11 protein-coding genes and 1 tRNA gene are annotated in these 16,626 nt (G+C 48.4%); 7 read left to right on the top strand and 5 right to left on the bottom strand.

Annotated elements, in window-relative coordinates:
• Window positions 1–35: 35 nt before the first annotated feature.
• Complete coding sequence (locus IC229_RS17820; RefSeq protein ID WP_190888364.1) at window positions 36–782, top strand: ABC transporter ATP-binding protein; 747 nt, start codon at window positions 36–38, stop codon at window positions 780–782.
• Window positions 783–797: 15 nt separating this feature from the next.
• Here IC229_RS17820 and IC229_RS17825 read toward each other — a convergent pair whose 3' ends face one another.
• Together IC229_RS17825 and IC229_RS17830 are read right to left on the bottom strand one after the other, a co-directional pair.
• Window positions 798–2,882, bottom strand: a complete 2,085-nt coding sequence (locus tag IC229_RS17825) for a ComEA family DNA-binding protein (protein WP_223834063.1) — start codon at window positions 2,880–2,882, stop codon at window positions 798–800.
• A 193-nt stretch (window positions 2,883–3,075) separates the two neighbouring features.
• Window positions 3,076–4,395, bottom strand: a complete 1,320-nt coding sequence (locus IC229_RS17830; protein WP_190888439.1) for a hypothetical protein — start codon at window positions 4,393–4,395, stop codon at window positions 3,076–3,078.
• 206 nt (window positions 4,396–4,601) lie between these two features.
• Between IC229_RS17830 and IC229_RS17835 the strand changes: the two genes are divergently transcribed.
• Together IC229_RS17835 and porZ are read left to right on the top strand one after the other, a co-directional pair.
• Window positions 4,602–5,231 carry a thymidine kinase gene (locus IC229_RS17835; RefSeq protein WP_190888365.1) on the top strand — a complete coding sequence of 210 codons (630 nt, stop codon included), beginning with the start codon at window positions 4,602–4,604 and terminating at the stop codon, window positions 5,229–5,231.
• A 3-nt stretch (window positions 5,232–5,234) separates the two neighbouring features.
• Window positions 5,235–7,481, top strand: a complete 2,247-nt coding sequence (porZ, locus tag IC229_RS17840) for a type IX secretion system anionic LPS delivery protein PorZ (RefSeq protein WP_190888366.1) — start codon at window positions 5,235–5,237, stop codon at window positions 7,479–7,481.
• Window positions 7,482–7,486: 5 nt separating this feature from the next.
• Here porZ and IC229_RS17845 read toward each other — a convergent pair whose 3' ends face one another.
• The 3 genes from IC229_RS17845 to msrB all read right to left on the bottom strand — a co-directional run bounded on the left by IC229_RS17845 (window position 7,487) and on the right by msrB (window position 11,986).
• Window positions 7,487–8,776 (bottom strand): D-alanyl-D-alanine carboxypeptidase, encoded by a 1,290-nt coding sequence (locus IC229_RS17845; RefSeq protein WP_190888367.1) that lies wholly within the window; start codon window positions 8,774–8,776, stop codon window positions 7,487–7,489.
• Between the two features lie 6 nt (window positions 8,777–8,782).
• Window positions 8,783–11,383 (bottom strand): T9SS type A sorting domain-containing protein, encoded by a 2,601-nt coding sequence (locus IC229_RS17850; protein WP_190888368.1) that lies wholly within the window; start codon window positions 11,381–11,383, stop codon window positions 8,783–8,785.
• A 195-nt stretch (window positions 11,384–11,578) separates the two neighbouring features.
• The gene (msrB, locus tag IC229_RS17855) at window positions 11,579–11,986 is read right to left on the bottom strand and encodes a peptide-methionine (R)-S-oxide reductase MsrB (RefSeq protein WP_190888440.1); all 408 of its coding nucleotides are present in this window, start codon (window positions 11,984–11,986) and stop codon (window positions 11,579–11,581) included.
• Between the two features lie 176 nt (window positions 11,987–12,162).
• Here msrB and IC229_RS17860 point away from each other — a divergent pair, with 176 nt between their 5' ends.
• The 4 genes from IC229_RS17860 (at window position 12,163) to IC229_RS17875 (ending at window position 16,549) form a co-directional block, all read left to right on the top strand.
• On the top strand, window positions 12,163–14,076 hold the full coding sequence (locus IC229_RS17860) for a RecQ family ATP-dependent DNA helicase (RefSeq protein ID WP_190888369.1): 1,914 nt from the start codon (window positions 12,163–12,165) through the stop codon (window positions 14,074–14,076).
• Between the two features lie 156 nt (window positions 14,077–14,232).
• Window positions 14,233–14,685 (top strand): DUF2141 domain-containing protein, encoded by a 453-nt coding sequence (locus tag IC229_RS17865; protein ID WP_190888370.1) that lies wholly within the window; start codon window positions 14,233–14,235, stop codon window positions 14,683–14,685.
• 68 nt (window positions 14,686–14,753) lie between these two features.
• Window positions 14,754–14,830 (top strand) — tRNA-Pro (locus IC229_RS17870).
• A gap of 267 nt (window positions 14,831–15,097) precedes the next feature.
• Window positions 15,098–16,549, top strand: a complete 1,452-nt coding sequence (locus tag IC229_RS17875; protein ID WP_190888371.1) for an anthranilate synthase component I family protein — start codon at window positions 15,098–15,100, stop codon at window positions 16,547–16,549.
• The last annotated feature ends 77 nt before the right edge of the window (window positions 16,550–16,626 follow it).

Raw genomic sequence — 16,626 nt, forward strand, 5'->3', positions numbered from 1 at the left:
CTCTTTCGCTCTTTCGCTCTTTCGCTCTTTATAACATGATTGAAATCAAGAATATAGAAAAAACCTTTGGCGACCGGCATGTGCTGGCGGGCATCAGCGGTTCGTTCGAGCCGGGGAAAACAACGCTGGTCATTGGGACAAGTGGTACCGGGAAGAGCGTGCTGCTGAAATGCATGATTGGTCTCGTTAAACCCGATAAGGGCGAAGTGCTTTATGATGGTCGAAACTTTCTGACGGGTGATCTTGAAGATCAGAAAGCCATTCGGCGCGAAATGGGCGTTCTTTTTCAGGGTTCCGCTTTGTTCGACTCGAAAACCGTACTTCAGAACGTACGTTTTCCGCTCGATATGCTGACGGATTTATCGGAAAAGGAAAAAGTTGACCGTTCGCAGGAGTGTTTACAGCGCGTCGGACTAGGCGACGCGGGCGACCGAATGCCTTCTGAAATTAGTGGCGGGATGAAAAAGCGCGTTGGTATTGCCCGTGCCATAGTCCTGAATCCAAAATACTTATTCTGCGACGAACCCAACTCCGGTCTTGATCCACTGACGTCCATAAAGATTGACCAACTTATCTCCGAAATCACCGAAGAATATCAGATTACAACTGTAGTTATTACCCACGACATGAACTCAATGATGGAGATCGGCGAGAAAATCATGTTTCTCCACAAGGGCAAAAAGGTTTGGGAAGGAAATAGTAATTCGCTCATCCACTCCGACGTCAAAGAGTTGAACGAGTTCATCAACGCGAACAAGCTCATTCGCGAAATGGAAAAGTAGAGAGAAGGCATGCCTTTACAACCGCCACCGAACCTGCATTTTCACTTCTGATTTGTGCGGAGCATCAATCTGATCCAGATCGGAGCCGACAAAATCTTGGTTCGTTACGTCGGTTCTGGCCCAACGAACCCATACATCGAGGTGACGATTTAGCGTGTATTGAGCCATTACGTAATGCCGAATTCCTCGGTTGAAATAGGCCGGAAATGAAAAGGCGTAAAGCACATCGCGTTCGTAAACGTACTGCCGACTATCGTAATCATCCGTACTGAACAACGCCATCCGACCACTCAAACTCAATCGCCGATACTCGAACGTAGCGTCCTGAACCAACGTAAAGCCGCGTTTAGGCGATTGTCCAGCATATTGAAAACTTCCCCACTGCACTCGCGAACGTAGCGACAGCCCACGCCGAAGGCTATAATCAACATTCAGTACGTAGCTTTTTCGAGTAGTTTCTACTACGTTCTTCGCTTTGTCGCCGGGCAGGTTTTTCTCTTTATGTTCGTCGTGTATCACCAAGGAGAAAGCCGTTTGTCTGTTCGGTGTATAACGTAGCTGAAGCAAATAATCGAATCCTTTTGATGGTTTATCGACCAGATATCGCAGCCACGGGAAGTGAAAGAAATCCATGAATCCACCTACTGTTAGTTTCCGGTAAACGCTGTATTTCAGTCCAAAATATGCGCCCGTTTCGTTGGCGTTACGTCCTCCTTCGCTGAATGCGTTCCCGTAAAAACCGTGGAAATTACGGTCGTAATGACGTAGCACCAGGGAGGCATCCAGCTTTTTAGTTAAACTCACCAACGTACCACCCACGAATCCTAATCCACCCGAATTTGTTGTCGAACCTGCACTTCGAGCCATTTCGGTAAACAGATTCCAGTTGCGCCAGATGTAGCTGCCATGCAAACCAACCACTACGTTCTGCTTTCCGGTAAACTCGTACTGATTATACGACAAATCGCGCTTACGAACGAACGTATCGAATAGGGTACGTAGCGCGGTCAGTCCTACTTGCAGTTGATGCCGATTGTGATAAAGAAGATGCGCTCCCAGATTTGTTTCCGTCAAACTAGCCCTATCGGCAATTTCTGATGGTGTGCGATGCAGGCCAGAAGTTTGAAAAGACGTAGCAATCGAACTTTCTTCTGTATCACCTTCAGCTGTATTGGCATCCCGCCGATTACGAGCGAGCAAAAGTGTTACGTCGATGGTTGGGGTGACGGCATACGTAGCGGTGGCCCCACGAAAATAGCCCGATTCGGTGAGCGAGGTGTAGGGGCGACCACCCAACGTCGGACGACGTAGCGTTTGTACAGTTTCGGCACTTTTGCCCAGTGCAAAACCCGCAGATAGTACCAATCCCTGCCCAACCTGCACCTGATAATCGCCCAGAATGATTGAGCGCCATTTACCACGGTTTTGTAGTTGTGCGTGAAACGATACGTAATCAGCACCGTACTGATTCGCCGATGGTTGCCAAATTAGGCGTTCACCGGGATCTTTTTCCAGCGTCAGACCGAAGCTGAACGCGCGGGGTCTGCTGTATCGATACCGAACGTACCACTGATTCGGTCCACCAACGTAACGATTGGGCAGTTTACCATTTTTATCAGGCGTAGCTTCCGAAAAGCCTTTTTGCTTTTCCAAGACTCGTTCGTAGCGAAGAATCAGATAGTTATCGGTGGACGTAGCAAATTTCCCAAAAATTCCAGACGTAACACTCACAGTTATAAACGGCATTAGCCTTCGAATGGTAGCCACATCAAAATCGGGCACTGCCTGAAGCTCATAGATGGCTAATAAATCGCCGAAATCTGCGCGATACGTTATCAGGCTGTTTAGTTGTTGTTCGGTCAATAAGTATGTTGCCGCCAGCTCGTCGCGCGTGGCTTTGTTGATGTCAAGTGGCTGAGCGTAAAGTTGAGTCAGCGCGTCAAATACAGATTCATAATCGACTCCCTCTGTTTGTACTGGAAATAAATCCTGCAAATAGCGACTTAGTGCAGCATCTTGCTGAAAAATAGGTCTGTTCTGCGAAAAAGCACGCAGGCAGGCCAGCCATCCAGCCAGAATCAGGAAGCAAACGGTTCGCAATGAATCTGTTGAGATTAGGTGAAACTACCCTCACCAAAGCTTGTTCGCTTGTGGACGAAACAAACAACAAAGGCATCCCTTAGACGGATGCCTTCACCAAAAGATACATTTTGTAGTCGAACGGGTTTCAAACGACGAATGCCATTACCTGGAGTAATGGCATTCGTAACTCTCTCGAAAGGAGAATAAATCTTTAAGCAAATCGACGCTTGAGAATTTCAACCAATTCGCTCACTTCATCGCTGCTCATGTCCCAGAGATATTGCGATGCGTAACGATACGAAATCAGGTCGAGGGCCTGGCCGTAATTATTTAGTTTATCGATTTCATCAACTGCCTGATTATAAGCACCTGAATTACCGTTGAACAATTGATTGATAAACCGGAATTTCTGATTTAACGAAATACTGCGGGCCACACTTTCAATCGGTGCCCGGTTAAATTTCTCAGCAACGGTTGCCGTTTCAGTCGGAGCTGTTTCCCGCAACGTATCATTTAACGTAGCAGGTTCGCTCACCGTAGCAGACGTATCGGTCGGGAATGTTGGCTCCGACGTAGCAGATGGTGTAAGTGCTCCCGTCGGCATTTCTGACGGCTGGCTGATAGGCGCAACAGGTTTGGGACCGGCTTCGCCATTCAGGAATTTTGTGCCAATCACGCTCGAATTATAGTCGACATCCTGAAGCGGCCGCTCAATCGGTATACTACGTTCTTCCGTTACGTCTGCTTTTTCGAACTGAGTAGGCTGGGGCGGAATAGCGGGCGTAACACTCTCAGGAACAGACTCTACCGGCACTAATGGTGCAGGAGGAATAGCCGTCTCATTTGAGGTTGCGGTGTCGAAGAATGACCGGGCCGGGTTTGTTGGAATGCTATCTGGTACGTGGCTACGTAGCAGTACCGATACGTTCATTGGTAACTTCTCCGAGAACAGCGCCACAAACTTATCGTAATGTTCAAGTTCGTGCCCACGCTGCGTAAGAGCCTCATCCAGATAGGTCAATGCCTGATTTACGTACACAAATGGCCGGCCGTTCATGCGCTGCATAATGTGCTGCGGAATGAACTGATTGATTTTTGTATACCGAACAATTTGCTTCAGCGCCGACGCTGTTACCGTAAATTCAGGCTGCTCCCGGAGCACATCATCGAAGTAAGCTCTGGGATCGAAAACCATGATAATCGCCCGACGGGTAGCATCGGCCAGGAGCGGTTCGAGGTGTTCACGACGCACCGAAATGTGCTGCGACACTACGTTCATAAAATTCTGTAGCGCTTCCTGAACATCGGCATCTGTAAAATCGAAATAAGGACTACGAAATTTTTCGGCATCAGCCTGCCACTTATCCGACAAACTACTAATAATGAACAAGTTAATTTGACTAATTGGCGTCAGTTTGAGAATCTGCTGGCCATTAATCGTTGCATGCTGCTGGTAAAAATCAGCGGCTATCCGACGGGCGTAGGACTTGCTGTATTCGGTGAGCGCGTTTGCGTTAAACTTGTTCGACATCAGGAAAAGCCTTTGTTTTGTAAATATATAGCTTTCGGGCACAAACCGCCCTTTCTCATTGAAGAAATCAAATGCTGCGGGCTGCAAACCATGATTTAATCCTCTTACGGGCAATCCATGTGGGTAAATAAAACAATGTTCGTCTTGGTTAATCATGGTTAAGTCAGTTAGCTTAGTCGTATCGCTGGAGTTACTTATTTATCGCTATGTTTATTGAACCGACCCGACGCCGTGAACCACCCCATCTTCGCACCGGATGGATTGAAGTTATCTGTGGATCGATGTTTTCGGGGAAAACCGAAGAGTTAATCCGGCGGCTTACGCGGGCCCGAATAGCGAAGTTGAACGTCCAGATTTTCAAGCCTGGTTTAGATACCCGATATCACGCAGAAAATATCGTTTCGCACTCAGCGCATACTATTCATTCAACCCCACTGCAAACAGCGGGCCAAATTTTAACATTAGCCGGTGATTGTGATGTAGTTGGTATCGACGAGGCCCAATTTTTCGATTCAGAGATAACCGAAGTAGTCAATACGCTGGCGAATCAGGGCAAGCGCGTTATCATTGCCGGGCTTGATATGGACTTCGCAGGCAAGCCGTTTGGTTGTATGCCGCAACTGATGAGCATTGCCGAATACGTAACGAAAGTGCATGCCATCTGTGTGGTTTGTGGCGATATTGCTCAATACTCATACCGGCTTGTTCCGTCGAAAGAGCGCGTGCTTTTGGGCGAAACCGACAGCTACGAAGCCCGTTGCCGCCGTTGTTTTAACCTCGGCGCCGAAGCCGGACGCAAGGAATGGGCGTATGAAGACGTTGTGAATGATGAATGATGAATGATGAATTGTAAAACTTATAAAAGAAAGTTTCAGGGCTGGACTGAAAAATATTTTCTTCGGTTCTGGTACGTTGCCTTTCTCATCCATTCATCATTCATCATTCATCATTCATCATTCGCGCAGCTTGGTACGTGGCAAACGCATGTGAGTTATTTGTCGGGGCAGTCGGTTGCGGTGGTCGAAAACAAAATTTATGCCGCCAGTCAAAATGGATTTTTCTATTACGACAAAACCACGAACGAAACGACCGTTTTAGGTAAATCGCAGGGTTTCAGTGAGATGTCTATCAGACGATTGTTGTATCTGGCCGACCAACATCGTCTACTTATTGCTTATCAGAACGGCAATCTGGATTTTCTGACGGTTTCGGCAACGGGTGAGCCGGGCGCAATTAAAAATGTAAATACGGTTGTAACGTCGCTGGGGCCAGTCGGCATTAGCCACATCAATCGAGTTGGCAACACAGCTTATATAAGCGCCAGTTTCGGCGTCGTTGTGCTCGACCTAATTAAAGACGAGATTCGCGATACGTATTTCACCCCGCAGACTGGATCTCCCATTTATATTACCGCAGAAACGGCCGTCGCTAACGATAGCCTATATGCGTTGATTCCTCCCGCCAGCGAAATCCGTAATATGTATCAGATTCGCTCGGTACGTCTGTCACCTTCCGTGAATATCGCCGACCCGGCCAACTGGCGGTCTGTTACGTTGCCGGGTAAAGGTGCTATTTCGCTGGCCACCAGCGAAGGCAAACTACAGGCCAGTGTCAGTAGCGAAGGCGTTTACGAACGTCAGAATGGAAAATGGACGTTAATTCGGCCACTGAGTACTATAATTGTTCGACAGTTTCCTAGTCCAGGCGGGTTGATTCTGGCTACCGATAAATCTGTTACGTTGCCCGGTGCGAATCCGTTTTCGGGAGATTTATTAGCTGACCCACGCGAAGTCGTGGCGGATGGCAATACGATTTGGGTGGCTGATAACCGTAACGGGCTGCTGTTTGGCAACAATGGCACGTTCCAACGTATCGTACCAGAAGGGCCTTTAAGTGACTCTTTTTCGTCCTTGTATGCCTATCCAAATACGCTTTTAGGGCTGGGTACACAGCCATCGCTTCAGCAGTTATCCATACCAACGGGCCGATGGCAGAATTTGCCGTTATCGGCTAGTACGTTTGGGTTTTCCACAGCCACCTATCTGCCCACAGAACAAAAACTTTATCTGGCCGACACGCAAGCTGGTTTGTGGAGTTATAGCGACGGTGGAGTGCCAACCCGTGTTACGTTACCTGCCAGTATTCCGATAAACATTACCAGCTTAGGCACTGATCCTGAAGGCAATCTGTGGATAACGACATATATACCTAACTCTTCTCAGGCCACTCTCCACGTTCGGCGGCCGGATGGGCAGTTCCAGTCGTTTCCGTTTGTTAGTCAACTCTATGTAAAACAGGTTGTCGCCGACGATAACGGGTTTCTCTGGCTCAATCTATCCAGTACGGGTATTCTGGTTGTTGATCCGCAAAACAGCCGCAGCCGTTACCTGACCACAACACGTGGGCAAGGGGGATTACTGACAAACGAGGTGCAGACGTTAGTAAAAGACAAACTTGGCATTATCTGGGTAGGTACCAGCCTGGGGCCAATGGTTTTTGATAATCCGGCTGGCGCTTTCGACGCAATAGTCGATGCACAAGCACCTATTATAAACCGACGTCGGTTGCTGGCCAACGAGAATATCCTTTCAATTGCCGTCGATGGGGGTAATCGGAAATGGATGAGTACACCGAATGGGGTTTATCGGGTTGCGGCAGATGGTTCGCAACTGCTCGAAACGTTTACAACCGCTACGAGTCCTCTTCCTTACAACTACGTATCGTCAGTGACTGTTGAGCCCGTCAGCGGAATGGTGTTCATGCAGACGCCAAATGGCATTATTTCGTATCGTGGACCAGCGACTGAGCCCACCGAAATCCTCAATAAACTGACCATATTCCCCAATCCTGTTCGGCCTGATTTTACAGGTACGGTAGGTATTAACGGCCTTACGGATAATTCCACCGTAAAAATTCTGGATGCGGGCGGGCAGTTAGTGTATGAAACCCGTTCGCAGGGGGGCACCGCTACGTGGAATCTCCGTGATTACCGAAATCGACCCGCTCAGACAGGCGTTTATCTGGTTGTTACCGTTACGTCCGATGGATCAGAAAGTCTGGCCGGAAAGCTGGCGGTGGTACGGTAGTCAATTTAAAACTGCTCGTGAATTTCTTTCAGTAATGCTGCCGTTCGTTGCCGCATTTCGCTCACCGGTTGCGTAAAATTATTGTGCATAATGCTGAAATAGAGTAATTTATTCTGCTTCGTCAATACGTATCCGCTGAGATTATACACACCTGTCATGGAACCCGATTTGGCAAAAACGTAAGGTTTTCCATGCATATCCATGTTACGTAGCGTACCCGATTGACCGGCGGCTGGCAACAACGTAAACAAGCGTTGTTGAGGAACGAGGGCATAAATTTTTATTAGTAAATCAATCAATACGTTCGGCGTAAACACATTGTAGCGCGACAACCCCGACCCATCGACCCATCGAGCCGCGTTACGTCCTTCCGGCGTGGTCAATCGAAGGCTATCCGCAATGCGACGTAACTCAACGCCCGGTTCCAGCATGGACGCGCTACGTTCCGCCGAAATCATAAACAATACCTGCTCAGCAAACTGATTATCACTCACATGCAACATACGTTTGTAGAGCGAATCGGCAGAAGAACCACGTAGCAACTTTGTATTTTCAGGAACTGGCAGATTAACAAGGACCACCGACCGATGTAACGTATCACTCAGTAACTGAGCGACCAGACCCGGCGACCAGCGAAACGGTACGTCCTGCTGAGATTTTTGTACATCTGTCAACCGCGTAAATCGATTCGCAAATTCCATCCGACGGACGCCACTACCTATTTTGCTATCAGGAAGTACGCTAGTACTATCGGCAAACTGACGCGGCTTAATCTGAGTCGACAGTAATTTTCCTTTAGGGAAACGTAGCACGTTGCCGTAAATGGGCATCGACGCCAGCTCAGCCGAATAATCGTCATTATAATCATCCCAGGCCCAACCCGCTCCGAAACGAGGCCCTTTATAGTTTTCAGCGGAGAAAAATAAGCGTTCAGGGCGCTTCCGCAGAAACGCCAGTGCAGATGTATCGGGCAAATCAGGATGAAGCAGAAGCGGGTTGCCCGTTCCCCAGAAAATCAGCGAATCGCTCCGTACGGCGTAACGTAGTGCTGGCAACGAATCACGTAGTGAAACCAGACCAGCATAGAAACTGAATAGTTTAGTATTTGACGCTGGTGTAAACGGTTTATCAGCATTATACTGAATCAGATGCTTTTTACGGACGGGATCATAGAGTGCTACGCCCGTAAAATGATCGGTGTAAGTGGGTTGGATACGTAGTGTTCGGCTGATACGTTTGGCGGGGGAGCAGCCAACAAGTAGAAGTGGAATAAGTACTGAGAGTAGTGCTTTCATACATCATCAGTCAGCAACCAAAACTTTTTGGGTGATTACCAGATCATTCGCTTTCAATTGCAGAAAGTAAAGCCCTGTTGGCAACTGGCCCATGTCGAACAGATCATTGATTCGAGAACCACTTACTTTCAATGTCTGCTGCCGAATAGCTTGTCCCGACAGACCAATCAGCCTCAGATTTACTTCAGACACTACGTTCGGCAAATCGGCAACAATACGTACCGAACCCCCATTGACCGGATTGGGATACAGCGAAAACGTAGCATTACGTGTTGGTTCTTCGGCTAGCACAATAGCTGGAGGAGCCGCCTGAATGCGCAAATTGTCGATAGCCCAGCCCCACCCGTACGACAGTTGATCGGCAAACATTCTAAAGCGAATCAAAATCTGGTCGCCCGCTTTAAAGGCGCTTCCTTGTTTGAGTAAAGGAATCTCGCGCCTTCGGTACAACGCTGGAGTTCCGGCAGTGGTCGAGTTATCGGCTACGATACTAGCTTTGTAGGCATTTAACCATTCCGCTTTATCCCGCGAACTGTATGCATCAACCAACGGCCTCCAGGTCTGTCCGTTGTTGGATGAACCTTCCACAAGTACATAATCATAGAAATTAGCATCGCCTAATTTGCTACCCGGTTCGCTTGGCTCTATCAGCACAATTTCATCGAAACGTATTACAGCACTGTCAGGATTGGCTTTGATACGTATCGGCGACAACAGGACGTACTCGTAATTGCTCTGCGCCTTAAAATCGGCCCCATTTCGGTACGGATGTTCGGAATGGATGGCCGGATCGCTGAAACCAGCTGCCGTAGTGACACTGAATCCGTACCCAATAAAATCACTGGCCGACGTAGCGTCGCTGAACGTAGTAACGTACTGATCCCGAGCAGCACGGGGCGCCAGTACCGGAAGTTCGTAAAATCCATTGGCCGGGTTAAATACCTGATTTTTCGCCTTCGACATATCCACAGCTACAATCCGATACGTGATTTTATCGCCCGCTTTCAGCGAATTTGCCGGAAAATTGATTCGGTTCACATACATGCTATCGTACGTAAAGCCGTTAACGGTGATCTTGGTGAATTTGAGATTCAGATTGGGTTGCGCTACGCCATTGATTTTATACTCCACATATGCCGCGCTGATGCCCGCCCGATTGTCTTTGATACGTGCATAGATGGGTAAGCTATCAACGGCGTTGGTAGCGAACATAACGTTTTTGGTAGGAACGTACTGAATCGTCGGTGCTACGTTATCGGGGCCTGATTGCGTATGATAGAGCAGTTGCGTACCGTTAATGAGCCTGCCCGGATTAGTAAACGTTCGCCCTGCTACGTCTTTCGCCGATAAATAATACCAGATATCACCCTGTGACTGTGCAGCCGGAAGTGTAAACCGATATTCGCTGGTGGTTCCTACCTGCGTAGGCGTAACGGTGGTAAAAACCGAATCTTTGGCCGTTGGCTGCGTTTTCCGATAATACAGCCGTACTGAACCGGGTGTCAACGTAGTATCGCTGATAATCCGGGTGCTAAAAACGAGGTCGGCAGGATCTTCGCTACCAATAATTGGCTCATGCAGAACAGAGGTCGTTTTCCATTCCATATCGGCCAGAAAGTTCATCACAATTGGTCCCGGCGAATGGATAACTTCGGCCTGAGCCAATAGGGGCGTCATCAGTGAATTGATGTTTCCGGGCGGATACGTGTCTTCATTCAGATGATAAACACTGGCAGCCGGATCGAAATTATAAGGAGCATACACTTTTGCCCGGTCGCCAGTTGATTGTTTTAACGTACTGCCGTTGATAAACAGATTATGCCCGGCCAACTGAAGTTTCAATTCCTCCGAATCATTTGGAAACTCTTTCGTCGACGTAACTAATCGCTTCCCCTGCCCCGTTTCGATGAATTGATCGTATATGGACGCAAGTGCCTGCGTGTACAAACCATTGTCGCCGACTACGGTAAAGAATCCAATAAAGCCAAGTCCGTGCGCCAGTTCGTGCAATACGGCGGTTACCATATCGGTCTGACCTTTGGGCGTTTTACCGTCGGTGCCAAAATACCAGTCATTATTTCGATTGAAATCAGCAATGATGTCGGCTTCTTCGGGTGCATTGAGTTCCCGTCGGGCAATTTTCTCAGCCAGTGCAATCGGATAAAATGCATTCGCTCGCTGACCACCATCGAAATTATACCGATACGACCCTGGCCCGGCCGAACCCAGTACGTTAGGCGTCTGAAAACCCCAGTTTGCCTGAATCCGAATTGGCACGGGCGAGCTGATCAGAGTAGACCAGATATCTACTGCGTACTGAAAAGCCTGTTTTGCCTCGGTTGTAAAGTTGTTATACGTAACAATAAACTGGGCTGTGGGTGCGGCAAGTCGACCATTTGCCTCTTTATTTTTAAGAATACTTTCTGGAGCCGGAACCGTAGTGAGCGCGTTACGTTCGTCCTTGTAATACACAATTCGGGGGCCGTAGGCTGGAGTGCCAATTACAGAATACGGCACAGTTCCGCCGGATTTTTGCGCTGTTACGTTGTTTACCGCTACAATGAACCAAACAACGACCAGAATACCCCTCAACATCCAATGATTCATGCTGCAAATCTTACTACGTATTTTTATTGGGACACAGGGATGCACGGAGAAGTCACAGAGATATACAGAGAATAATCCTCAGTGAATCTCTGCGAACCGCCGTGCATCTCTGTGTCCCAGCTACGTCCTTAAACAAAGCAATATGGGGAACAATTTAATTAAATCGGCATTTCCAAGCCTGTTTTAGTCAAGAACTCATTCCGCATCAGCCGTACGCTTCAATACCAACGATACCGAATTCAGGCAGTAGCGCATTCCGGTTGGCGCTGGACCATCATTAAACACATGTCCCAGATGCGCATCGCAGACGTTACACAGCACTTCCACCCGAATCATGCCGTAAGTGAAATCTTTTTCCAACCGAATCCGCTCTTCTTCAATGGGTTCTGTAAAACTCGGCCAGCCCGTTCCTGATTCAAACTTGGTTGTCGACTCAAACAATTCGGTTCCGCAGCATACACAGGCATAGATGCCGGGGTCGTGCGCTTCGCAGTATTCGCCCGTGAAAGGCCGTTCGGTTCCTTTGGTGCGGGTTACCCGGTATTGCTCGGGCGTGAGTTGCTGCCGCCACTCTTCATCTGATTTTATAACTTTCTGAAGCATAACTTTTGGTTCGCCTGATTGAATCTGTCGATATAAACGTAAACCACTACGTTTCCGATTTGTCTTTTCTACGCCGTAAATTTGCACGATAGTCGTTAGTCAATAGTCATCAGCAGATGAAAGAAAAGAACTATTGGCCGATTGACTGACGACTGACTACTAATTAACTGATTACCTTGACTGTCCGGCAGATTTTACAGCAATTTTGGGGATACTCGACCTTTCGGCCGCAGCAGGAAGACGTAGTGAATGCTGTGCTGGCTCGTCAGGACGTACTGGTGCTGATGCCGACAGGTGGTGGTAAATCTGTTTGTTTTCAGGTACCGGCATTGGCCTTGAAGGGCGTCTGCATTGTGGTTACGCCCCTCATCGCTCTGATGAAAGACCAGGTGGAGCAGTTACGTAAGCGGGGTATTCCGGCAGCTGCAATTTACTCCGGAATGCATTACCGCGAAATTGATACGACACTCGACAATTGCATCTACGGCAATCTTAAATTTCTCTACGTATCGCCCGAACGGCTTCGTACGGAAATCGTTATCGAGCGTGTCAAACAAATGACGGTCAACCTATTGGCTGTCGACGAAGCGCACTGCATTTCGGCCTGGGGTTACGATTTTCGTCCGCCATATCTGCAAATCGCGGAGTTTCGACAGCTTATTCCTGATACGCCCGTTATTGCGCTGACGGCTTCAGCAACGCCCGACGTACAAGCCGATATTGTCGATAAACTGATTTTACGAACACCGCAGATTTTCAAACAAACTTTTGCGCGGCCGAATCTGTCCTACTCAGCGGTTTTGGAAGAGGGGAAAGAAACCCGTTTGCTACGTATCCTGCACAACGTACCGGGCTGTGCAGTAGTGTATGTGCGCAGCCGGAAGCAAACCCAGCAGATTGCGCAGTGGCTCGTTAAACAAGGCATTTCAGCCGATTATTACCACGCCGGTCTGACAACCCAACAACGAGCCGACAAACAGGACGCCTGGATTCAGGATAAAACACGGGTAATAGTAGCCACCAATGCTTTTGGGATGGGCATCGACAAACCCGATGTGCGCGCGGTTGTGCATCTGGACGTACCGGATTCGCTCGAAGCGTATTACCAGGAAGCGGGCCGTGCCGGACGCGACGGGCAGAAATCATACGCCGTGATGCTCTACACACCCAGCGATTTAGAAAATTTACGTTTCCGAACCGAACAGCTTTATCAGCCCGTCGAGATGCTACGTCGGGTTTATCAGGCGGTGGCGAATTACACGGCTGTTCCCGTCGGCGGTGGTGAGTTCAGCAGTTATGATTTTGATATTGGCGCGTTTACGGCTACGTTCAGCCTGCCTCCGCAGGAAGCTCACTACGCCCTGAAGCAGTTGCAACTGGAAGGATTTATTCAGTTGACTGAGAATTTCTTTCATCCGTCGCGGCTGGCTATCGTGCTTGATAACCGCGAATTATACGAGTTTCAGGTGATGAATTCCCGCTTCGATTCGTTTCTGAAACTGTTGTTACGTTTGTACGGGGGCGAGTTATTTACCGATTTCGTTACCATTTCAGAATCTACGCTGGCCCGAACATATCTCATGAATCAGGGCGAAATCGAGACTATGCTGGAGCAGCTTCACCAACGTAACGTAGTGATTTACGAAAAGCAGAAAGACAAGCCACAGCTTACGTATTTGACGCCCCGTTTCGATGCGAAATCGCTTCCGGTGAACGTAGCAGAATTGAACCGTCGGAAAGAGCTGGCGTTACGTAAAGTGCAGGCCGCCACCATTTACACCGAACATGCCACGCAATGCCGCACCCGACTTTTGCAGGCGTATTTCGGTGAAAAACCAGGCGAAGCCTGCGGCATCTGCGACAACTGTTTGAAGAAGAAAAAGAAGGCTGAGAACGTAACGGCGGCTTTCCGGGAGCAGGTTCGCGAATACGTAGCACTGGCCAATGGCCCCGGCGTATCGCCGAAGCAACTCGCCCATCACTTCGCCCAAATCGATGCCAACTCGCTCGCGCAAACTGTGAGGCAGATGCTGGCTGAAGAAGAAATCCGGTATACCAAAAGCGGCAATTTGACGCTGAATTTGGGATAAACCGCTTTTCTAAATAGCTCCAAACAGCCCTAAAAAGCTTGTTTATAGTCCCAAACGTACCATTTACCCCATACTCTTGCTGTTTGTCCCTTAAGGTTGCTGGCTCATTTTTGAACGCTATAAGTTTGTGCTGTCGAACCAAAAACAACGCAAACAATGAAAACGCTTATCGCCCTCGGCTTACTGGTATTTTTTTCAAATCTGACTATCGCTCAACAAACTACGCCTGCTACGTCAGCTACCGCAACTAAAGCCTATTCACTAACGATGGTTATCCACAATGTGAACAATCGGACTGGGAAATTATATATCGGTTTAGCCGTCGACCCAGCTAGCTTCCGGGGCGAATCCAAACAAACAAAAACAGTCGACGTAACACCATCAGGCGAAATCAGCGTTGTCTTCGAAGGGTTAGCTCCCGGTCGCTATGCCGTTCGATTATATCAGGATTTAAACGCAAACAACAAACTGGATTTTTCAGGACAGATCCCCGCCGAACCATTTGGTTTTTCGAACATAACGATGCTCATGGGCCCGCCTGATTTCGACCAATCGTCATTCGAGTTGAACGAGAATAAAAGCATTCGCATTGGTATGCTGGAAATGTAATTTCTATAGAAAAAATTGGCGGCTCTTGTTCGGAATAAAACAAACGCTTTATATTTGTGGCCTCAATGCGGGGTGTAGCGCAGCCTGGTAGCGTGCTACGTTCGGGACGTAGAGGTCGTGGGTTCGAATCCCGCCACCCCGACCAAAGAAGGTTTTGATACCAGATATAGCAAACGAAAGACATGAATAATACGGTAAACATGATTTGGTGGTGGCACTCTCCTACGTTGGGATGAGGGTTGCCGCTATTGTTGTTTACCAACACAATTTCCTAAGGCTCACCGTCATCCCGGTGAGCCTTATTTTTTTGGTTTGGCCCCGACAGGCTCCGGCTGTCGGAATCGCTATAGCGATTTACTCAGTAACTAAACCGACAGCCGGAGCCTGTTGGGGCCTAATTGACTATAATCTTATGACTATCGACTTAAAAACTCCCACCTACAGCGTTATCAGCCGCCACAAACGGATGCTGGCCGACATCATCACGCCCGTAAGCATCTACCTGCGCATCCGCGACCGTTTCCTGAACAGCATCCTGCTCGAAAGCTCGGATTATCACGGCAACGACAATAGTTTTTCTTACATCGCTTTCGATCCGGTAGCGCGGTTTTCTTACGATAGAGGTCAGCTAACCACTCAATTACCGGGCCAGCCTGAACAAACGCGTGAACTACCCGTACAGGCCATGCGGGAAGCGTTGCAGACGTTTAAGGATAGTTTCAAGCACGAGAAATCGCCGTTTTCGTTTATCACCAACGGCTTGTTTGGCTATTTCGGCTATCCGTCGGTGCAGGGCTTCGAGGATATTACGTTACAGGCTACCATTCCGACTGAGAACCAGATTCCGGCGGCTGTTTTTACCGTTTATCGTTACGTTCTGGCAATCAATCACTTCAAAGACGAGCTTCATCTTTTCGAGCACAGCTATCTGCCAGATAACGTAACGGAATCCGAAAATGCCGAAACGGCGGATGGACTCGATTACATCAGCGACCTGATTACGAGCCGAAACTATCCAACGTATTCGTTCAGCCCAGCCGGACCCGAACAGTCGAACTTTACCGACGATGAATTTCGGGCTATTATTCAGAAAGGAAAAGACCACTGTCAACGGGGCGATGTGTTCCAGATTGTCCTGTCGCGCCGGTTTTCGACGCCGTTTCAGGGCGACGAATTCAATGTATATCGGGCGCTACGTTCGCTGAATCCATCGCCATATCTGTTTTATTTCGATTACGGCAACTATAAATTATTCGGTTCATCACCCGAATCGCAGATTGTCATCAAAAATCGACAGGCAACTATTTACCCTATCGCTGGTACGTTCAGGCGCACGGGCGACGACGTTCACGATGCCGAGTTAGCACAAAAACTCTATGATGATCCGAAAGAATCGGCCGAGCACGTAATGCTGGTTGACCTGGCACGTAACGACCTCAGCCGCAACTGCGACGTAGTGAATGTCGAGACGTTTAAGGAAGTACAATACTATTCGCACGTCATTCACCTCGTTTCGAAAGTAGTCGGCGATTTGACAGAAAACGCTGATCCACTGCAAATTGTAGCCGAAACTTTCCCGGCCGGTACGTTATCAGGAGCACCCAAACACATGGCCATGCAGTTGATAGACCGTTATGAAAATATAAGCCGCAGTTTTTACTCGGGCAGCATTGGTTACATGGGTTTCGACGGCGAGTTTAATCACGCCATCATGATTCGGACGTTTATGAGCAAAGACAATACGTTGTATTATCAGGCTGGCGCCGGTATCGTGGCGAAGTCGGTGGTGGAAAGCGAATTACAGGAAGTGCATAATAAACTGGCCGCTCTTCGAACGGCTCTCGAACAGGCGAAATCTATTTGATGAATAATGTATAATGGTTAATGCATACTTAAGTCCATCGCTAGCCATTATTCATTTAACATTGACCATTTTACATT

Origin of the sequence: Spirosoma profusum (assembly GCF_014699005.1) — a bacterium.
Classification (GTDB): domain Bacteria; phylum Bacteroidota; class Bacteroidia; order Cytophagales; family Spirosomataceae; genus Spirosoma; species Spirosoma profusum.